Origin of the sequence: Nocardia pseudovaccinii, from assembly GCF_050942345.1 — a bacterium.
GTDB classification, from domain to species: domain Bacteria; phylum Actinomycetota; class Actinomycetes; order Mycobacteriales; family Mycobacteriaceae; genus Nocardia; species Nocardia pseudovaccinii.
The window spans coordinates 8,228,700-8,248,935 of the sequence record NZ_CP192074.1 but is presented as its reverse complement, the minus strand read 5'-3'; the positions used below and the strand labels follow the sequence as shown (position 1 = coordinate 8,248,935).

Here is a 20,236-nt window from a genome sequence, read left to right as displayed (position 1 = left end):
TCAGTCTGGCACGGTAGACGGCCGGACGGTGCCATCATCGGCACGCTGCGCAGGACTCAGCGGGTCGACCTCTACCGAGTCGTTTGCGGCGAACCAGGTCCGGTAGAAGGTGAACGCCAGCGCGGCGAAGACACCCAGAATCGCGACGCCGAACGGGAACGGGTAGTTCGCCATCGGCAGCGCGAGGAAGCGCACGCACAGCAGCACCCCCGCGAAGGTCGCGATACCGAAGGCCACCACTTGGGCACGGCCGCGGTCCCAACCCCGGTCCGGATCGCGCAGGACGGATTCGACGGTCAGGCACAGTGCCGCGCCTGCGACGAGGTCGACGCCGTAGTGCGCCCCGAGGCCGAGCGTCGCGACGAGGGTGCAGACCAGCCAGAACGCACCACCCCAGCGCAACCAGAGCGGCCCGCGCCGGGAGTGGATGAACAGCGACAGCGCCCACGCGGTATGCAGTGACGGCATGCAGTTACGCGGTGTGATGCTGTCGAAAGGCATCGAATCGACCGAGGACGGCAGTGCCGCAACGATATTCGGCCAGACATCGGCGAGTTCGAAACCCTGCCCCTCCGGGCCGAACGCGAGCACCGGCCCGACCACCGGGAAGACCACATAGAACAGCGGACCGACCACACCGAGCGTCAGGAATGTGCGCACCAGGTAGTGCCGCGGCCACCTGCCCGCGGTGACGCCGCGCAGTTGCCACGCCGCGACCACAATGGCCGCGACCGGCAGTTCGAAATACACCCAACGCACCACACCCAGCGGCACCGGTCCTGCCGCGTCGAGTACCTGTCCGACGAGCCACGACGGATTGCCGAGCGCGTGATCGGCCAGTTCCGCATAGGGATCCAGCACGGTCGGGCAGGCCCATGCGGTGATGTCCAGCCAGATCTCGCCGACCTTCGTCGCCAGAATCAGCAGCGCACCGAGAGCGATTGTGCGCAGCGCGGTTTCGCGACGCGCACCGGTCCAGCGCACGGCCGCGATCACCGCCAGTGCGGTGAGCACAATGGTCGGACCGTTCCCGACCGTGAACAACCGCCCCTCGATCGCCCGAATGATCACGAAGACCACATCGATGCCGACCGCGGCCGCCAGTGCGCGCACCCGCACCTTCCAGGAGACGCCGATCAGCGCCAGCAGAAACCCGGCCCACGGCGTGGTCGCCGACTTGGGCCGCCCGACATAATCCCAAGAAAGACTGGTCAGCGGCCCGAGCGCATTGATATGCACGGCCATCAACTGCCCCGCGATCAACACCACGACCGCGCCCGCGATACTGCCCCAGATCAACCGAGTTCGCCACGGACGCGCAATCCCCACTTCCCCCGGGGGTGCAACCGATCTCTCCTGCGCGTCCTGAATCAACATCCCGACATCGTAAACAGGATGTGAACACCACCGTGCGCCCCGATTAACGCAACCTGTGAACTCGCTGCGCGCGCTTACGGACCGGTGCGTTCCGGAGCTTGCTGAAGCACCAGCCGAGGTGGCCGGATATCAGGGGCGGGCGATGATGAGGGGGCAGTCGGTGGCGTGTAGGACGGCCTGGCTGACCGAGCCGAGGGTCATGCCCGCGAAGCCGCCGCGGCCGCGGCTGCCCAGGACGATCAGTTGCGCGTATTCCGCCTCGGCGAGTAGGCATCTGGCCGGTCGATCCTCGACGACCACGCGCTGTACTTCGAGGTCCGGATACTTTTCCGCATAGCCCGCCAGGCTCTCGGAGAGCAACGCCTCGGCCTCTTTCTGCATATCGTCTCGGGAGATATAGCGGTTGAATTCGGACCAGGTGAGTACCGCGCGCAATCCGACCGCGCGATGGGCGGCCTGGTCGAAGGCGACCTCGATGGCGCGGGTGGCGCTGGGGGAGCCGTCGACACCGACGAGCACCGGTCCCCGCAGCCGATCGGCTTTGTAATCCTCGGGTTCGGGAATGACGGCGACCGGGCAGTGCGCGTGTCTTGCGACGGCGGTGCTCACCGAGCCGAGCAGGCCACGACGGAAGGCGCCGAGACCGCGGGTGCCGACGACGAGCATGCGCGCTTCCTTGGAGCGGTCGAGCAGGACCGGTATCGGCGGCGCGTCGACCACGAAGGTGGCGATTTCGAGGTCGCCGACCGGTGCCGCGGCCGCGGTCGCGTAGGCGCTGGCGGCGGTGACGGCGGCGGCGCCGTCCGCTCGATAGGTGTCGTAATCGATTTGGTCGAAGGCTATTCCGGGGCCGAAGTCCATCGGGGCGCCGATGCCGTGCACGATGTGCAGCGGCGCGCGGTGGTGGACGGCGTCGGCCGCGGCCCAGCGCACCGCCTCGGCGGCGGCGTCGGAGCCGTCGAAGCCGACGAGTACGGGGGGATTTATGGTGGTGGACATGGGATTTCGTAGCCCTCCAGCGTGACCGTGCTACTGCGGACGGACGACCATGACCGGGCAGTGCGCGGTCTGGACCAGTGCGTCGCTGGTGGAGCCGAGCAGCAGTCCGCGGAATCCGCCGCGCCCCCGGCTGCCGACCACGACCAGCTGCGCCGACCGCGACCATTCGCGCAGTGCCTGCCGCGGACCCGACAGGTACACCTTGCGGATGACCTGCACGTCCGGGTACTTCTCCTGCCAGCCCGTGAGCTGCTCGGCCAGGATCGCCTGTCCGGCGGTCTCGGCATCGTGATCAACGGCGTAGGGGAGCCCTGCGATGCGGTCGAAATACAGGTCGCTCCAAGCGTGGACGGCGACGAGTCGGGTTCTGCGTTCGCTGGCCTCGGCGAACGCGGCCCCGACGGCGGCCGTGCTCCCCGCTCCACCGTCGATACCGAGCACAACCGGGCCTACGCGTCGGGTCTGCTGTTCGGTGCCGGTGTCACGTACGACCACGATCGCACCGCGGCCGTGGCTTGCGACCGCGAGCAGCGTCGATCCGAGATAGCTCAGGGTGCCGTCGGAACCTGCGGTCCCGATCGCGACCAGATGCGCCGCCTCGGACAGCTCGATCAACAGATGTGCCGGATTGGCATCGGAGAGTTCGGTTTCCACGGTGAGGTCCGGATCGATCTGATGGGCGAGTCGGCGTGCGGTGCGCAGCACGTCGGCACCTTCGCCGCGGATCGCGTCGATCACCGGCGGCATGATCACGTCGTACATCCCGTAGACCGACCCCGTCGCCGCGAGGTCGAGACCGTGCACGATGCGCAGCCGCCGGCCCCGCTGGGAGGCGGTCTCGGCGGCCCAGCGGACGGCGAGATCGGCCGCCTCGGAGCCGTCGGTGCCGACCACTACTTCGGCCGACGCCAGCCGGTGTGATTCATCGCGGTGCTGGTCGGTCATGGATGTCCCTTCGGGTTCCGAGATATCAGCTACCCGTAGGTTAGGAATCCGAGGTCGTCGCGCACGCCTGGCATTGGTCACCAACCGCAGGGCCCAAAGGCCGCTCATGTCCGAACAGGGTGCGGATGACACAGCGCCCGGACAACCCCGCCTGGGCAATACGGGTTCAGGGCAACGGTGCCGACCAGCGCAACATCGTGCCCCCGTGCTCGCCCTTGATCACGCTGAAACTGCCGCCCGCCTGCTCGGCGCGTGTCGCCAGATTCGCCAATCCGCTCATCCGTGCGAGGTCGTCGGGCACGCCGATACCGTCATCGGTCACCTCGATGGTGACATCGTCGCGCACCCGGAGCTGGACCGATACCGTCGTCGCCGACGCATGCCGCACCGCATTGCTCACCGCCTCGCGCAGCACCGCTTCGACATCCTCCGACAGCGGCGGTGTCAGCACCGAGACCGGACCGGCGAGGCGAATCGTGGTGCGCAATCCGCTTTCGCCGATCATTTCGGCGATGATGCCGTGCAGCCGTTTACGTAGTGTCGGCGCATCCGCGGTGGTGCTCTCGTGCAGATCGAAGATCGAATGCCGGATTTCCTGCACGATCGACTGGACGTCCTGGATGGTCTCGGTGAGCCGGGATTTGACCTCGGGCACGCGGGCCCGCTGGGCAGTGCCCTGCAGGGAGAGACCGACCGCGAACAGGCGCTGGATGACATGGTCGTGCAGGTCACGCGCGATCCGGTCGCGGTCGGAGAGCACGTCGAGTTCGCGGTTGCGGCGCTGGCTCCGGGCAAGTTGCAGTGCCAGTGCCGCTTGGACGGAGAAGTCCGCCATCATGGCCTGTCCTGCGGCGTCGATCGGCCCGGCCGCTGGTGGACGCAGGAGCGTGAGCACACCGATAACCGTCTGTTCGGCCCGCAGTGGCAGTACCAGCGCCGGACCGAATTCGGTCGAGTTGCCGAACCGCAGGCTGTATTGGAGCCGATCGACCGAAAGGACCCGGTTCTCCCGAAATGCGATGCCCGAGTGCGATTCGTTTATCGGAATGCGTTGTCCGGTCAGCTTTTGCGCATCGACACCCGCCGCGGCGACCACGACCAGATCGGTCACCTCGTCGGGCGGAATATCCGGATCTTCGGGCAGTGAGAGGAAGCTGCACGCCGATTGGGTCAGCTGCAGCGCTCGGTCGGTGACCAGCTCCAGCACCTCGTTCGGTTCGCCGCCGGCGAGTAGTTCGGTGGCCACATCGCGGTTGGCCTCCAGCCATTGCTGGCGGATCCGGGATTGTTCGTACAGGCGGGCGTTGGCGATGGCGATACCCGCGGCGGCGGCCAGCGCCCGCACCACCACCTCGTCGTCGTCGGTGAATTCCTGCCCACCGGCCTTCTCGGTCAGGTACAGGTTGCCGAAGATCTCGTCGCGAACCTTTACCGGTACGCCGAGGAAGGTGTGCATCGGCGGGTGGTGGGCGGGAAAGCCGACCGACGAGGGATGCTTCGAAAGATCTGGCAGCCGAATGGGTTTCGGTTGTTCGAAGAGCAGGCCGAGGACACCGTGACCACGCGGCAGATCGCCGATCATGATCCGGGTGCGGTCGTCGATGCCCTCGTAGACGAATTCGGCGAGCTCGTTGCTGTCGGTTTCGCGCACGCCGAGCGCGCCGTATTCGGAGTCGACCAACTCGATGGCGGTGTGCACGATCGAGCGCAGCGTATTGTCCAGGTCCAATCCGGCGGTGACGACCAGCATGGCCTCGATCAGGCGGTCCATCTGATCGCGGACGCCGACCATTTGGGCGATGCGGTCCTGGACTTCGCCGAGCAGTTCACGAAGTCGCAGTTGAGACAAAGTTTCCGTGACCGGCGCCTGGCCGGAGACGGTCGACTCGTCTGCCATGATCTGTATTCTGCCCGGCGGGGATACCCCATGTCACGCCGAACGAAACCACAGGTTGCTCACTCCTGCTGTTTGGTGGGCGCGTTGAGTTTGGAGGCCAGCACCGCTGCTTGGGTGCGACGTTCGACCCCGAGTTTGGTCAGCAGCCGGGAGACGTAGTTCTTCACGGTTTTTTCCGCAAGGAACATCCGGCTCGCGATCTGCCGATTCGTCAGCCCCTCACCCAGCAGACCGAGCAGCGTCCGTTCCTGTTCGCTGAGACCGGCCAACGGTCCCGTCTTGGCCTCGGCTTCCTCGCGCAGCTTCGTCATGAGGGCCGCGGCCGCCCGATTATCGAGCAGCGACTTACCCGCGCCGACCTCGCGAATGGCCTCGACCAGCTCCATCGTGTCGATGTCCTTGACCACATACCCGCTGGCCCCGGCCAGGATGGCGTCGAGCATGGCCTGCTCGTCGGTGAACGAGGTAAGTATCAGACACCGCAGCTCAGGATGCTGATTCAGCAGTTCACGACACAATTCGATGCCATTGCCATCGGGCAGGCGCACGTCCAGAACCGCGACCTGCGGGCGCAGCGCGGGAATGCGCGCCAATGCCTGCGACACCGTGCCCGCCTCGCCGACGACCTCGAGATCGGGCTCGGAATCGATCAGATCCTTCACACCGCGACGCACGATCTGATGGTCATCGACCAGGAACACGCTCGTCATCGCAACACCTCCGCTGGGTCCCTCCAGCGTAGCCCCGCCGATATGCGCATCTGGGCGGTCGATCACCACGCGTAGGCGGAGCCAGATGTCGAGAAGGCCCCACCACCAGCGCATTCTCGAGTTACCGCATTGTGAGGATGTCGGGGAGGGGACGGCGGGGGGTCGGTGGGGGTTCGGGGGTGTTGTCGGGGGTGGTGCCGACGCGGATGAGGACCTGGGGGATGGTGGGGTGGGGGAGCATGGTTGCGATAGCTGTGCGGGCCGAAGGCAATTCGGTGATGTGGGTCATCGGGCAAGTTGCCAGGCCGGACGTGGTGCATTCCAGGAGGACGGCGGAGAGGGCTTCGCCGGTGTGCAGCCAGGTGGTGACGGATTCGCGTGGCGAGCTGAGTACCAGTAGGCGGGCGCGGTCCTCGAGGGTGTCGCGGCGGGCCGCATGCGGTGCGGACGGGAAGGTGCGGCCTACGCCGACGCGGGCGAATTCGGCATCGGAGGCCAGGGATTCGCGCGGGACGCCTTCCGTATCGCCGGAATGTCCGGCCCACCAATGCAATTCGGCCTGGTATTCCATGTCGTAGCGCCGGACCGCAGTGGCGTGGTCGGAGGCCGCCGTGAGCTTCGCGCGGGCGCTGTCGTCGAGGAGATCGAGTTCGATGTCGTGGGGTGTCACCAGCATTCGACCGGCATGCAGGAGCGGCGACAAGTCGGTCGGCGCGTACAGCGGCAGTCGGTCCGTGCGTCGCTTATCGATGGCGTGGGCGCGGGCCAGCACGCCGGTCGGCGGCTCGGGCCATGGCCGGAACTCGATCACCGCCAGATAGCCGGGGCGGCCGGTATCGGGTAGCCGGGTGGTATCGGTGTGCCAGCCCTTTGCGGCGAATGCGGTGCGCACGTGGTGCAGCATCGCGCCGCAGCTGATCACCAGTTGCCGACCCAGCGGGTCCGCCGAGGTCAGCAGGCGGTCGTCGTCACGGTACAGGTGCAGTCGGGTCCCGTCGAAGACCCAGCGCCACGGTTGGGTGTTGTGCAACGACGGCGCGCGGCTGGCCGAACGCATGGCCGCCAGCACCGTCGAATTGTCCGGCACGGAACGTACGGGGGAAAGGCGGGTGTCGGTCATACTCCCGAGCCTCGTCCGCCGATGCGCCGGTCGAAAGGGCCTTTTTCCTGTTCTCGAAGGTCGATGGTCACCCGCCCGGTCGGGCGGTGCACTTGGTGCCGAAGGTCAGGTGTGGCAGTGACTTTCGGCCCTCCCATCGTGGACGTCGCGGATGCTGCCATCGAGTCCCGAGGGTCGGAACTCGAACAATCCAATAGCGAGGTCGTCATGAGTGCGTCAGGGAAGTGGTCCACCCCGGCCTTCCCCGACATCGTCGTATTTCCGCGTGGACCGATCGCGGAGTTGGAACTCGAACGCGTGGCCGGCGCGGTCGGGCGATTGCTTACCCGAAATCGAATCGACGGTGGTGCCCGGGTGCGGGTCGTCGTCGCGAATTGCCCGAGCGGGCCGCAGTTGGTGCAGGTGAATCTGTGCGTGCGCGGCACTCCGGCGCGCGTGCAGACGATCACGCCGGGGGCGGGCATGGTGCTGCCGGTCGTGCAGCGGCTGGAGCGCCTGATCGAGCGTTTGACGACAAAGCGACGGGTGGCGCCGGAAGGGGAGCCGATACGGCGACTACTCGCGGCATCCGGACATGGCACGATCACCCGCCGCAAGAATTGTTCGCTGCTGGTGGTCCCCCCGGATGCGGCGGCCGCGGTGCTGGACGCGATGGACTACGAGGCGCACCTGTTCGTCGACGCCGAGACCGGCGCTGACGCGATCGTCTACCGTGGCGATCCCACAGGTATCGAGCTGCTCCGTTCGCCGAGTGACCCATCAGCAGCCGATCCGAGAATTCCGGAGTTGTCCGAGACCGCGGCCGTCGACCGCCTGTGCGCCGTCGGCCTGCCGTTCCTGTTCTTCATCGATCCCGTCAGCCGCCGCGGGAACCTGCTGTACCGCCGCTACGACGCCGACCTCGGGCTGATCACGCCCCGGACCAGCTGACCTGGGTTCGGTAGGACCAAACGTCCCTGGATCTAGGGCATCCCGGCTCTGTCGACGACGGTGCCACCCCGAGCACAGTTGGGATGGGAGCCGGCCACCGATGGTCGGGCAGAAGCGAGGCGGTACGAGAACGGCATACTGCGAGAGCGGATCACGGGGCGGGCGAGTCGACTCGGCGGTGCCATGCGGGGCAGCGCACGAGTTCTGTGGCGATCGACGACCACGCCGTGATCCGACGGATTCGCGCCGTCGCCGCCGAAACCGCTCGCCCGCTGTCGCGCTGGCCGGCTCCGTTTCGATTACTGCGCGCGGAGCACCATGATGCCCGGCGTCGTTCGCACGTAGTCGGCGAAGGGGGAGTCGACCACCTTGTTGTTGGCGGCGAGCGAGGACGCGTTGCGGAAGACCGGGCCGCTCGGTGTCATGACGAAGATTCCGACATGGGTGACATCGAGTCCCGGCTGGTCGGCGTAGGCGCCGATGTAGTCACCGGTGCGAAGTCCACCGATGACGCTCTCGTCCACCGCAGCGCCGGGGATGTAGGTGATATCGCGATCGACCACCGGCAGTCCCGGAAGATATGTTCCGCCACCGGCTTTCGCGTTGAGGTGCTTGGTGACGGTCACCGCGGCCGGGCTCAATGTGCCGGTGATATCGGTGGCCGCGATGCGCGCGGTATGCGACCAATCGCTGAAGAAGTGCTTGCGCTGCTGGAACTCGACGCGACCGTCGGTGTAGCGGGTCGCGATCAGATTCGCGACGAACTGGTCGCGATCCGCGGACCTGCTGAGCGCTTCGACATAGTCGAGATAGGTGAAGCAATCCACTCGCCGCAGGTCGATGACCAGCTGTTCGGGCTGGTCCGCCGAGCCGATGAGCATATCCGCGCCGTACGGCGTCCCGAGCAGGCGTCCCGACAACCGCTCGATCAGCTCACCCTTGCTCGCACCCGGCGAGGCGGCCCGCAGTGCCAGCAACTCATCGATCTTCCCGGCAGTGACGTCATCGCTGATCGGTGCGCCGAACGCGGCGGGAACGGTCGGTATGGCCATGCCGACGAACGCCGAGATGATGAGCAGTACGCGGGCGATGCTGCGCAAAGGGCCTCCAGCGGGTCGATCGGTCATTGCTGCCACGGTAGTCCGAGTCCGGCGGTCCTCGGTCGCCGAACACGAAAACGGCCCGGCGGCCGCAAGATCCGTTGGGGATTCCGTCATGAGCCCTACATTCCGAGTCGAACAGTTTGGACACGGGATGATCACGATGTTGCTGTTTCGTTATCTCGGAGGGGCCTTGGTTATTGGAAATTGCCTGGTCGAGCGCGATTCGACCGGACTTGCAGATGCAAGCGCACGGTGGGGTCCCGCAGGACCCGGGGCTCGGCGCGACGATTCCCGGCAAGTGTGGCAGGCTCAGTAATCGAGGCCGGGGTGCAGAGGTTTCGACTCGCACAACGGTCGGCGTGACCACGGGAGACCCCAGCTACGGCTGGGGTCTTCGTGTGTCTGTGGCGTGCTTGCCGCCTCGAAACGGTGCTCATCAATGTCGATTCCGCACCGATGTGAGCTCAGTAACCATATCCTGTTAAGCGTCAGTTACCGACGTAAAAGTTCGTTACGGCCGACCTGCTGCGTTTGTGAGGCCGGAACCTCCGTGTAACGATAGTTTCAATCGCGAACGAACAAATCATCCCGAAGTGTTCACCCACGGCAGATACGGTCCCCATCGTCGCACCGGATTTGTTCCCTTCGGTGTGTTCGCATGCGGGTCCAATCGCCGGTTGTGGCTGTCTCGCGCATGTCTGCGCGAAAAACGAGGAATGGTGTACGTGAGTGAGTTCTGGAGTCTGAGCACGTCGGCAGCTTTGGTCAGCGTCGGCATCTCATTGTATGGTGTCGTCGCATATCTGGTCGGAATTCTGGATGGTGGTACGCGACCGCGAATGGCGTCTTGGGTGGCCTGGTGTACTGCCAATACGGTATTCGCGATGGTCGCATATCTGGCGGGCGCATATCTCGCCGCTGGTATCAATGCCGCGTCGGCAAGTATGAATGCCGCCGTTATCGTCCTCGGTTTGCGGCGTGGGGTGAGTCTGCGGCCCTGCGACAATATCGATTGGGCTTGTCTGCTCTCCTCCATCGCATGTGTGCTGGTCACATTGGAGATTTCGGAGAAGACTTTCGGTGCGCTGGTGGCCATCTGCGCCAATCTCGTCGCCACCGTCCCGACGCTCCGGCACGCCTGGTCGAAGCCTCAGGAAGAAACCTGGCAAATGTTCGCCGCGAATGCATTCGCCGGAGCCCTCGGTGTGCTGGGAGTGCTTCTGGCAAGTGGATATCAATTCGCCACTGTCGCGGGACCGCTGATTACCACGATCGGCAACATTGCCTTGGTGTCACTTACCGTCGGCCGTGGCCGAATTGCGGAAGAATCTGCTGTGCCCGTGCGAGTCGGTTAGTCGAAATGCGATCGATAATCTCCAATATCGGCGACTGTTTCAGTGATCCCGGTGAATTGACTCCGGGACAAGCGCGGCGTGCGATGGCCATTCACTATATTTGTTCATCGCGCTGCCGAATCTTGCCGCAGGCGAAACTTACTCTCGATGGCTCATTGGTATCCACGGAGGGCTTCGGCGAGATTCCAAAGTATTCGGACGTCGAATTGATCGGATACGACGAACTCTCCACCGGATATCTATACTGAGTCCTCCAGCAATAATCCGGTTTCCGGGTCGTACCAGCGGCAGGCCCGCGGTGGCACATGCAGGTTCAGCGCATCGCCCTGGTCGGCCCGGAAGCCGGGCCGCGTCTGAATCTTGACGGTCTGTCCGCTGACATCGGTGGTCAACAGGGTGGACGAGCCGAGCGGCTCCAGCACCTGGAGTTGGGCGCGCACCGAATCAGTGCCCGCCTCGTCGCCGACGGCGATGGCCTCGGGCCGGATGCCGAGGTTGAGCTTCTTGCCGTTGAACGACGCGAGTGCGGTGGGAACCGGCAGCGATTGCCCGCCGAGATCGATATGCGGTCCGGCCTCGCCTATGTCGACGATCCCGGTGAGGAAGTTCATCGGTGGGCTGCCGAGGAAGCCGCCGACGAATTCGGTCGCCGGACCGTCGTATACCGCTGTCGGCGAACCGCATTGAACGATCACCCCGTCGCGCATGACCGCGACGCGATCGCCGAGCGACAGCGCCTCGACCTGGTCATGGGTGACATAGATCGTGGTCGTGCCGAGCTCGCCGACCAGCTTCTTCAACTCGGCGCGGAACGAAAGTCGCAGCAGCGCATCCAGATTGGACAGCGGTTCGTCCATGAGCAGCACATCGGCGTCCATGACGATCGCGCGCGCCACCGCGACACGCTGGCGTTGGCCGCCGGACAATTTCGCCGGATACCGATCCAGGTACGGCGTGAGTTGGAGCAGATCCGCGGCCCACGCGACCTTGCGCCGGATCTCCTCGGCGGGCACACCGTGCACCCGCAGGCCGAAGCCGATATTGTCGGCGACCTTCTTATTGGGGAAGACGGCATAGGACTGGAACACCATCGACAGATTGCGCCGCCGCGGTTCGAGGTAGGTGACATCCTTGCCACCGATCACGATCTGCCCCGCGTCGGGCAGTTCCAGCCCGGCGATCATGCGCCGCAGCGTCGTCTTACCGCAGCCGGACGGCCCGAGCAGCACCATGAATTCACCGTCGGCGACCTCGAGCGAGACCTGGTCGGTGGCGCGCGTCGTGCTGCCGGGGTAGGTCTTCGCCAGGTCTCGCAGAATCACTTCGGCCATATGCCCTGCACCTCTGTCATCTCAGCGTCGTCCCCCACATGTTCACCAGATAGCGTCGCATCACGAAGATGAAGACCAGCGCCGGAATGATCAGCGCGAACCCGCCCGCGAACCGGTACGGCGTCGACGCCTCACCGAGCGTGGTGAGCACCTGCGCGGGCAACGTGCGATGTCCGAGCGTCACGATGGTCGCGCCGAGGATCTCGTTCCACGACAGCACGAACGTGAAGATCGATGATGCGGCGAGACCGGGAAGTGCCAGCGGCACGACGACTGTGCGAGCCGCCTGCCAGCGCGTGCAGCCGAAGACGCGCGCCGCCTCCTCGAGATCGGCCGGTACCGCGACGAAAATGCTCGCCGTGATGAGCACGGTGGTGGGCAGCGCGAGCGTCGTGTGCACGAGCGTCACGGCGAAGACGGTGTCGTAGACGTCGAGCCGCAGGAACATCGTGGCCAGTGGCACCGAGAGCACCACGATCGGCAGCGCCCGCACGAACAGGATGAATATCTGGTAGCTGTCCTTACCGCGGAAGGCATTGCGAGCCAGCGCATATCCGGCGGGCGCGCCGATGAGCAGCGACCAGAACACGGTGTAGAGCCCGACCAGCACCGAGTTGCCCAGTGCTGCAACGGTTCCGGTCGCGTGGAAGAACGACCGCAGCGTCTCGGTGGAGAATTCGCTGGGCAGCAATGGCTTCGGGAACTCGTTCAGCGCCTCGCGCGAGGACACCGCGGCGAGTCCGATCAGCACGATCGGGAGCGCCATGAACAGCGTCACCGCGATACAGGCCACCTGCACTCCGACGGCCCGCCACCGACGTCGGCGCAGCGGTGCGCGATCGATCGGCGGCAGCGCCGTGGCCTCACTCATCGCGACCCTTCCGGCGCCCGGACCGTCCGCAGATAGAACACCGCGGTACCGAGCGAGATGGCCAGCACCACAAGCGAAACCGCGCTCGCGACCGCCGGATTCTGCAGATTCGAGTACCACTCGTAGGTCTCGCCGACCAGCAGCGGAAAGTCGCGACCGGTCAGTGCCTGTGCCACGGCGAAGGCCTGCAGCGCGAGGATGGTGCGCAGGATCAGCGCGACCTGCAGGCTCGGCCCGAGTTGCGGCAGCGTCACGTGCCGGAGGCGCTGCCAGAAGTTCGCCCCGAACACCTGCGCGGCCTCGTCGTAATCCCGTGGAATCAGCTGCACGCCCGCCACCACGATGACGAAGACCAGTGAGGTCGCCCGCCAGATCTCGGCGATCACCACCGCGAGCAGCATGGTTCCGGTGTGCTGATAGTTCAACCACTGCACACCGTCTTCGGACAAGCCGAGCCAGACCAGCAGTGAGTTCAGGTATCCGCGATTGCCGAGGATCGACAACCACACCAGTCCGGCGGCCAGTTCGGAGATCGCCAACGGCACACACCACAGGTAGAAGTGGCCACTGGCGAACCGCGGCCGCGCCTGCATCAGCAGCGCCATACCGACCGCGAGCACCAATTGGATCGGCACCACGATGACGATCAACAACAGGGTATTGCGCAGCGAGGTAAGGAAATACGGGTCGTCGAACAAGCGCCGCCAGTGCGCGAGCGTGAAGCCGTGATCGTCGCCGAACGCATCGAAGATCGCCCGCACCAATGGCCAGCCGAACAGCGCGGCCAGCAGCACGATCGAGGGCAGCAGCAGAATAGCCGGTGAACCGAGTCGCGCGCGCACGGCTACCCCACCCCGCAGACGTCGGCGACCGGATCGGGTGCCCAGCACGGCACCTTCAGCTCGTCGAGAATGCCTTGCAGCACCCGCGCCTGTTGATCGAGTGTGGTCCGAATATCGGCTCCTTCCAACACGATCGAGCGGAAGCTGTCCTTGAACACCTTGCTCACCTCACCCTCCCGCTGGCCGAGACCGACCGGTGGCAGCGACAGGATCGCGCCCGGTGCCTGCTGCTGCCGTTCCACGGCATCGGCCTCGAGTCTGACCGCCGACGGCAAATCGTCCGGGATGGCGGTGTCGACCGACGGGAAGAAGCCGTTGGAGCGCAGCAGTTCGATCTGGGTTTCCGGCTTGGTCAGTGCGCTGATCGTGCGCTGGGCGAGCTCGGCATCGGTGCTGCCCTTGGGAATCGCGAGCCCGGCGACCACGGCCATATAGCCGAGTCCGTGTTTGCCGCGCGGCGCGGGCAGCATGTGCCAGTCCTGCGGTTCGTGCTCGGGCGCGTGCACCAGGCGGACGACGTGATCCCAGGCCATGCGCACCTCGCCGCTGGCAAGGGGCTCCTGCATGAAGTCGAAATTCGTGCTCGACTGTGCGCAGTTGGCCCACAGTTCGCGGAAGTACTGCCAGGCCGTCACGGCCTCGGCTGAGCGGAAGGTGGTGATCTGACCGCCCGTGAACGACGGCAGCAGATAACCCTGGGTGAATCGATGCAGCAGGCCTTTCGGGCCTGCGGGCAGCCCGAGCATCGGTCGGTTGCTGTTGGCTCGGCGCGCCGCGATCGCCCAGTCGAGGAACTGGTCGTAGGTCAGTGCCGTGGCGTCCACGCCGGATGGCAGATGCTGCAGCGCGTCGGCATGTGCGGCGAGTACGTAACTGGCTGTGGCCCAGGGGATATACCACGTCCGGTCGGTACCGGCCCGCGCCAGTCGCAGGTAGGCGGCGGGCCAGCCGCGGTTGCCGAGATCGGCGAGCAGGCCGGTGAGATCCTCGAGATAGCCGTCGGCCAGCGGTGCGATATCGCCGTGCAGGCCGCCGAGCAGACCGACCTGCGTCGAGCCCGCCCCGACCTGGCTGCGCACCTGACTCGCGAACGGACTCTCCTCGATGGTCACATAGCTGACGCCCGGCGCTGTCTTCCCGAGCAGGCCGCGGAAACGCTCGGCCTCGTCGGCGGGGCGGAATTGCGTGGACAGAAAGAGCATGCCGCCGCTGCCCGTGGTGGCGAAGCCGGTGCACGCGGCGGTGAGCGCGAGGGTACCGAGGCCCGCCGCGCCGAGGAACGTCCGGCGCGTCAGGCCGGATGCCGGCATGGGTGGCTCCCGAGGCAGGTATGGACCCGGGTGCGCCGACACCAATCCATCATGCCCAGATACAAACAGATGTGCGCGCACAGCCGGACACGCAACTTCCCGTGACTGAGAATAAAACCCGAGTTGTCTTGCGGCACAAATAAAAAGGAAGTCAACCCTCTCAAAAAAGTTATGAAGATCTTTGGATAACGAATTCTTTACGCACTGCCCCGCCGGGTCGCCGAGACACCTATGCTCGGGGCTTTCACGAGTGATCGACGTTGCGATAGATGAAGAAACAGGTAGCCGTATGACCGCCAGGACCGACCTAGAACACGAACTACGCGGGCCGCTGGCGGCAACCGGGCTGATCACCGAACAGGAGGCCGCCGAACTGCTCGAGATGTTCCGCGCGGCCAAACAACTCGAGACGGCCGCGCTCATCGAGGCCATCGATGAGATGGTCGGCGCGCTGCCCCGGCCATTCCGGGCGGTGACGAAGAAGATCATGTTCGGGAGCCGGCTCGGCTGATGAGTGATCTGGTAACCGGCGCCCAGATCGTCCTGCTGTCACGGACTTTGCACGCTCCCGTGGAGCGACTGGCGCATCTGGAGCGGTTGGGCAGTGAGAATCTGCACGAACTCCAGGATCGGCTGGCGGGCCTGATCTTCGACCAGCACAACGAGACATTCGAGCGGATCAGCAAGCTGGTGCCGATCATTCCGCTGCGCATCTCGATGCCGCTGGTGCAGCGCCTGGTGCCGCCGATGATGACGGGCCGGGCTGCGGGTGCGGTCGGTGTCGATCACCCGAAGAAGGCGGCCGAGACGGTTGCCATGCTCGCGCCCGCGTATGTGGCCGACTGCGCGCCGTATATGGATCCGCGCACCGTCGGCCAACTCGCCGAGGTGGCGCCGCCGGAACCCATCGTGCGCATCCTCAACGAAATGCTGGCCCGCAAGGACTACATCACCGCCGGGCCGTTCCTCGACGCCTTCGCCACACCCACACTGGTCGCGGCCTTCGAACAGGGCGTGCTCGATGACGAGGGCCTGATCTTCTCCGCCGCCTATGCCTATTCCGTCGCGGGCGTGAGCGCCATTTTTCGTCAACTGCTGGCCGGGCCGCGGCAGCGGGTCCCGCGCATGCTGCATACCGTGCTCATCGGGTCTACGGGGCTGCAGTTGGCAGCGCTGTCGACGTTCGCGCGCTGTGAAGCCGAGCTGACCGCGTCGATCGGTGATGTCCTGTTCAGCATCGGCTCCACCGAAATGATCGGCAATCTCGTCGCCGGTTATCTCCGGGCCGGTGCGGCGCCGGAGCTGTTGACCTTTATCGGAAGGCTGAGCAAGTGGGCACTGGGGGCCTTGGCCGCGAATCCGATCATCGCGAACGACGCGGCGCTGGCCGGACTCGTCGGCAGCCTGGAGGGCCGCATCGAATCCGACCTGTGGCGTGGACTTTTCAGCCTGCTGGCACACGCCGACGCCGGGATTCAGCGCCGGATGATAGCCCTGCTCGCGCAGATGAACGATGCGATGGTCTCCGCATTGCCCGGCATCGCCACCGATGCCCACGACTGGCCGCTGCTGCTGGACCTGATCGCCGGCGCTGACGCTCCGGTCCGCGGCCGCTTCGAAACGATGTGGTCCAACCTGCCGCCGGAGCGCCGCATCGATCTGGAACACCGCATCAGGGAACTCGGTCTGAACATCCGCCTGGCGCCCGTGACTACCACGACGCTATCGGTGGACGAGGTGTTCTACCGTCGCCGCCAGATGCGCCGCCGCTACGACGCGGTGCAGAGTTGGGACTGATCGCTCTAGCTGCAAGGTAGCCCGCGCGGAGGCGGCTGGGAGCCGGTTGGGTCAGGGACTGACGAAACCAGCTGTCTATCTGACCGATCCGGTCGGGGCTACCGACAACCGCGCAATTCCGGCGTTCAATTCGAGCACATCGCGCGCCACGCGACGTTTCGAAAACGCTTGGAAGGTAAGACAAATGACCGAGTTCGTGACATTCGAGGAGGGGCGGATCGCCTGTGATGTCGTAGGGGACGGACCGCTGGTCGTGCTTTCGCACGGTATCGGAACTTCCCGGCACGACTATCGCCATCTCGTACCGCGACTCACCGCCGCGGGCTACCGGGTGGTGAATGCCGACCTGCGCGGGCACGGCGAATCCAGCCCCGGCTGGCCGTCGGTGACCGGGAAGGCGGCCATCAGCCGAACCGATGTCGCGGGCGATCTGCTCAGTGTGATCCGGCATTTCGGCGGTCCCGCGGTGATCGTCGGCCACTCCCTGTCCGGCGGTGCGGCGACCATTGCCGCGGCCGAGGCGCCCGAACTCGTCAGCGCCATCGTCGAGATCAACCCGTTCACCAAGAGGCAGCGACTGGATTTCGGTGCTCTGTGGACGGTGCCGCGGTACCGGCGCGGACTGGTGCGGTTGATGGGCACGCTGCTGCTGGGGTCGCCGCGGTTATGGCGCAGGTACCTCGATGTCGCCTATCCGACCAAGCCCGAGGACTTTCCGCGCTACCTCGACGGCGTGTTCACGGCCCTGCGTGAACCCGGCCGGTGGCGCGAGTTCCGGAAGACCGGCAAGACCACTCCGGCCGACGCCGAGGTGGCGCTGTCGCAGGTGCACCGGCCGGCACTGGTGATCATGGGCGCCGAGGATCCCGATTTCCCGGATCCGAAGGCCGAAGCCATGGCGATCGTCGCGGCCATGCCGATGGGCATCGGCAAGGTGGCCGTCATCGAGCACTGCGGGCACTATCCGCATGCGCAGTTCGCCGACCGTGTCGCCGAATTGATCATTCCCTTCCTCGGACGGCACGCCGCCGGTGTGGTCGCACCGGTCCGGCACGCGAGGTGATCGGACTGCACATTGCCGTGACAGTCCGGGGGCAGTGCGGCGATGATAGGGATGTGTCGACGCCTCGCACGGTTGTCCTCGTGGTCTACGACGGCATCCAGCTGATCGAATTGGCCGGCCCCATGGACATTTTCGGTGCGGCGAACGCCATCGTCGGCGCACCGGCCTACCGGTTGGTGACGGCATCGCCGCGCGCGGGCACCGTCGCGGTGGACGGCGGACTGACGATGAATGTCGAACATTCTCTGCCGGAGATCGCCGCCGGTGACGACGAGATCGACACCATGATCGTGATCGGGGGCAACGGAGCCTTCGTCTCATCGGTATCCGCCGAAGTGGTGCGCGAGCTCCCGGCGATTGCCCGGCGATCGCGGCGGGTGGCATCGGTATGCGCCGGTTCGCTTCTGTTGGCCGGTGCCGGATTGCTCGACGGTTATCGTGCGACAACGCATTGGGGAGCGTGTGCGGTGATGGCCGAGCGCTTCCCGCGGGTGCTGGTCGAACCGGACCGGATCTATGTCAACGACGGCAACCGGTGGACCTCGGCGGGGGTCACCGCGAGTATCGATCTAGCGCTCGCCTTGGTCGAGGCCGATCACGGTACCGAGGTCGCGCAGTTGATCGCCCGGTGGTTCGTCGTCTTCACTCGAAGGCCCGGTGGCCAAGCGCAATTCAGCGCCCAGCTACGTGCGCAACCCGCGCGCACCCCGGCGATCCGGGCCGTGCAGCAATGGCTGCCCGACCATTTGGACGAAGACTTGAGCGTGTCCGCATTGGCAGCGCGGGCGGGGTTGAGCGAGCGCGCCTTCGCCCGCGCTTTCCGTACCGAAACCGGTAGTACACCAGCAGCTTTCGTCGAGAATCTACGTGTCGAGGCGGCCCGGCGACTGCTCGAGACGACAGATCTGACGGTGGTCGCGATCGCCAAAGCGGTCGGCTACAAACACGGTGAGACGCTGCACCGGGTCTTCTCCCGCCAGCTCGCCACCACGCCCGACCGCTACCGGCAGCATTTCGCGATTACCGGTTCGGACACAGACGATTTCAGCTACCGGGAAAGCCGGGCGGCAGCGGCTGGAAATCAGCTTTGAACTTCGGCCCCGGCGGCAGACCGCGCAACACCGCGCTGGTCCAGGCCACCGCGGGCGGCCAGCCGGTGACGGCATTGACGATGTGCTCGGGGACGGGAACGGTGTAGAAGCGCAGATCCACGCCGCGCTCCCAATAGCTTTGGACGGTAGGCAGCACCACCGACGGCGGAATCAGTTCATCCCACAGTCCGTGCCACCACAGGATCGGCGTATCCGGAAGGTATTTGCCCAAGCTGTTGTCCTGCAGGACCCGAAGGATCTCCGGGGACGATTCCAGCGACTTGCCGGGCTGGTAGTAGGCGCTGATGGGCCGGTAGACGCCGGTGAGCGAAATGGTCGCGTAGCAACGACTTCGGACGTCCCTGATGATCTGCTGCCCCTCGGCGGTCAGCAGATCGGCGGGATCGAAGACGTCCGGATATTCCCGGGCCAGACTCGCGAAGCCGAGCCACATGGTGAAGTTGCTGGTGCCGGTGAGTCCGGGTTCCGCGTGGGTCGCGTACCTGGCCTCCGCCACCAGGTCACCGGGCGTGCCGCCGATGGTGGTGCCGAGCAGCCGCACATCGGGTGCGTAGCTCGCGCGCAGCTCCGCCGCGCGAATGGAACCCGAACCGCCGCCGGAATATCCGTACAGCGCGATGCTGGAATCAGTGAGGCCGAGGGTGGGATCGTTCTTCATCGCGCGCAGGCTGTCGAGGACCATCTTGCCCTCGGCATAGGTGTTGAAGGTATTGAACTTTCCGTCGAAGTCGGGCACGTTGATCGCGAAACCCTGTGCCAGCCAATAGATCACCAGCGCCGACTCCTTCATGGTGCCGGTCTGCATGGTGTGCGAGGGATTGCACGCCGAATCGGTGGAGTCGATCGCCTCCTGGAAGGACAGCACCGGCCGAGGGCTGCCCTGCCACGGAATGCCGGGCACCACAACGGTTGTCGCGGTGACGATCGGATTGTCGTGCACATCGTTCGAGCGGAACAGCAGCTGCTCGGTATACACCGGGAAGGGAATTCCGAGCACCCGCGTCTGCACTTCGCGGCTGCGCACGATCTGGCCCGGCTGATACGACGCGAGATCCGCGGGATCGTCGTACCACGGATCCTGATCCGGCGACGGGATCGGCAGCAGATCGTAGATCTGCGGTTCGGTCGGCAACTGTGGCAGCTGATTCTGATCCGGTGGGAAATTCGGCGGGAAGGCCGGATCGGCGATCGCCACCCCGGCACTGCCCATCGCCAGGCCTGCCGCCACCACCAGCACCGCGAGCCGCCGTCGAGATCGCTTCACCGCATCCTCCGAATCTCCATTGATCCGCCAGCCGATCATGGGTTCGGCTTGCTGGATTCAGCTCACCGCAATTGACGGCGCCGGGCTATCGGCATGATGCAGAGCCTGGACCTCGGGTTTTGTGCATATGCACGAACCCGCTCGGCCGGGAGTCCGGCTCGTATATCGTCCTGTGGGGCCGCCAGAATACCCGTTGAACCTTCAAACAAA

The 20,236-nt window shown here is 65.5% G+C and carries 18 protein-coding genes; 6 read left to right on the top strand and 12 right to left on the bottom strand.

Annotated elements, in window-relative coordinates; all coding sequences use genetic code 11:
• The 6 genes from ACQPZ2_RS37370 to ACQPZ2_RS37345 form a co-directional block, all read right to left on the bottom strand.
• The gene (locus tag ACQPZ2_RS37370; RefSeq protein WP_433522711.1) at positions 1-1,377 is read right to left on the bottom strand and encodes a DUF5933 domain-containing protein; all 1,377 of its coding nucleotides are present in this window, start codon (positions 1,375-1,377) and stop codon (positions 1-3) included.
• 129 nt (positions 1,378-1,506) lie between these two features.
• The gene (locus ACQPZ2_RS37365; RefSeq protein ID WP_433522710.1) at positions 1,507-2,376 is read right to left on the bottom strand and encodes a universal stress protein; all 870 of its coding nucleotides are present in this window, start codon (positions 2,374-2,376) and stop codon (positions 1,507-1,509) included.
• Positions 2,377-2,406: 30 nt separating this feature from the next.
• Complete coding sequence (locus ACQPZ2_RS37360; protein ID WP_433522709.1) at positions 2,407-3,321, bottom strand: universal stress protein; 915 nt, start codon at positions 3,319-3,321, stop codon at positions 2,407-2,409.
• Between the two features lie 166 nt (positions 3,322-3,487).
• Positions 3,488-5,218 (bottom strand): GAF domain-containing protein, encoded by a 1,731-nt coding sequence (locus ACQPZ2_RS37355; protein ID WP_433522708.1) that lies wholly within the window; start codon positions 5,216-5,218, stop codon positions 3,488-3,490.
• 59 nt (positions 5,219-5,277) lie between these two features.
• Positions 5,278-5,928, bottom strand: a complete 651-nt coding sequence (locus ACQPZ2_RS37350; protein ID WP_433522707.1) for a response regulator transcription factor — start codon at positions 5,926-5,928, stop codon at positions 5,278-5,280.
• Between the two features lie 121 nt (positions 5,929-6,049).
• Positions 6,050-7,048: an Acg family FMN-binding oxidoreductase gene (locus tag ACQPZ2_RS37345; RefSeq protein WP_433522706.1), complete on the bottom strand. Its 999-nt coding sequence runs from the start codon at positions 7,046-7,048 to the stop codon at positions 6,050-6,052.
• Between the two features lie 117 nt (positions 7,049-7,165).
• Here ACQPZ2_RS37345 and ACQPZ2_RS37340 point away from each other — a divergent pair, with 117 nt between their 5' ends.
• Positions 7,166-7,978, top strand: coding sequence for a sigma 54 modulation/S30EA ribosomal C-terminal domain-containing protein (locus ACQPZ2_RS37340; RefSeq protein ID WP_433522705.1), 813 nt, complete (start codon positions 7,166-7,168; stop codon positions 7,976-7,978).
• 299 nt (positions 7,979-8,277) lie between these two features.
• Here ACQPZ2_RS37340 and ACQPZ2_RS37335 read toward each other — a convergent pair whose 3' ends face one another.
• A complete protein-coding gene (locus tag ACQPZ2_RS37335) occupies positions 8,278-9,105 on the bottom strand; it encodes a DUF1460 domain-containing protein (protein ID WP_433522704.1) in 828 nt (275 codons plus the stop codon).
• Positions 9,106-9,806: 701 nt separating this feature from the next.
• Between ACQPZ2_RS37335 and ACQPZ2_RS37330 the strand changes: the two genes are divergently transcribed.
• Positions 9,807-10,436, top strand: coding sequence for a hypothetical protein (locus ACQPZ2_RS37330; RefSeq protein WP_433522703.1), 630 nt, complete (start codon positions 9,807-9,809; stop codon positions 10,434-10,436).
• A 239-nt stretch (positions 10,437-10,675) separates the two neighbouring features.
• Here ACQPZ2_RS37330 and ACQPZ2_RS37325 read toward each other — a convergent pair whose 3' ends face one another.
• From ACQPZ2_RS37325 to ACQPZ2_RS37310, 4 genes are read right to left on the bottom strand one after another with little or no spacing between them, the layout of a single operon-like run.
• Positions 10,676-11,767 (bottom strand): ABC transporter ATP-binding protein, encoded by a 1,092-nt coding sequence (locus tag ACQPZ2_RS37325; protein ID WP_433522702.1) that lies wholly within the window; start codon positions 11,765-11,767, stop codon positions 10,676-10,678.
• Positions 11,768-11,783: 16 nt separating this feature from the next.
• Positions 11,784-12,638: a carbohydrate ABC transporter permease gene (locus ACQPZ2_RS37320; RefSeq protein WP_433522701.1), complete on the bottom strand. Its 855-nt coding sequence runs from the start codon at positions 12,636-12,638 to the stop codon at positions 11,784-11,786.
• Positions 12,635-13,480 (bottom strand): carbohydrate ABC transporter permease, encoded by an 846-nt coding sequence (locus ACQPZ2_RS37315; RefSeq protein ID WP_433522700.1) that lies wholly within the window; start codon positions 13,478-13,480, stop codon positions 12,635-12,637. The genes ACQPZ2_RS37320 and ACQPZ2_RS37315 overlap by 4 nt, the downstream gene beginning before the upstream one ends.
• Before the next feature lie 2 nt (positions 13,481-13,482).
• Complete coding sequence (locus ACQPZ2_RS37310; protein ID WP_433522699.1) at positions 13,483-14,790, bottom strand: ABC transporter substrate-binding protein; 1,308 nt, start codon at positions 14,788-14,790, stop codon at positions 13,483-13,485.
• A gap of 289 nt (positions 14,791-15,079) precedes the next feature.
• On the opposite strand from ACQPZ2_RS37310, the gene ACQPZ2_RS37305 reads away from it, so the two are divergent.
• From ACQPZ2_RS37305 to ACQPZ2_RS37290, 4 genes are all read left to right on the top strand, one after another.
• Positions 15,080-15,301 carry a hypothetical protein gene (locus ACQPZ2_RS37305; protein WP_063043105.1) on the top strand — a complete coding sequence of 74 codons (222 nt, stop codon included), beginning with the start codon at positions 15,080-15,082 and terminating at the stop codon, positions 15,299-15,301.
• Entirely contained in the window at positions 15,301-16,587 is a 1,287-nt protein-coding gene (locus ACQPZ2_RS37300; RefSeq protein WP_433522698.1) for a hypothetical protein, read from the top strand. Before ACQPZ2_RS37305 ends, ACQPZ2_RS37300 begins: the two co-directional genes overlap by 1 nt.
• A gap of 184 nt (positions 16,588-16,771) precedes the next feature.
• Positions 16,772-17,650 (top strand): alpha/beta fold hydrolase, encoded by an 879-nt coding sequence (locus ACQPZ2_RS37295; protein ID WP_433522697.1) that lies wholly within the window; start codon positions 16,772-16,774, stop codon positions 17,648-17,650.
• A 53-nt stretch (positions 17,651-17,703) separates the two neighbouring features.
• Complete coding sequence (locus ACQPZ2_RS37290; RefSeq protein WP_433522696.1) at positions 17,704-18,741, top strand: GlxA family transcriptional regulator; 1,038 nt, start codon at positions 17,704-17,706, stop codon at positions 18,739-18,741.
• Here the strand turns inward: ACQPZ2_RS37290 and ACQPZ2_RS37285 are convergent.
• Positions 18,695-19,972: a lipase family protein gene (locus tag ACQPZ2_RS37285; protein WP_433527626.1), complete on the bottom strand. Its 1,278-nt coding sequence runs from the start codon at positions 19,970-19,972 to the stop codon at positions 18,695-18,697. The genes ACQPZ2_RS37290 and ACQPZ2_RS37285 overlap by 47 nt on opposite strands.
• Positions 19,973-20,236: the final 264 nt, after the last annotated feature.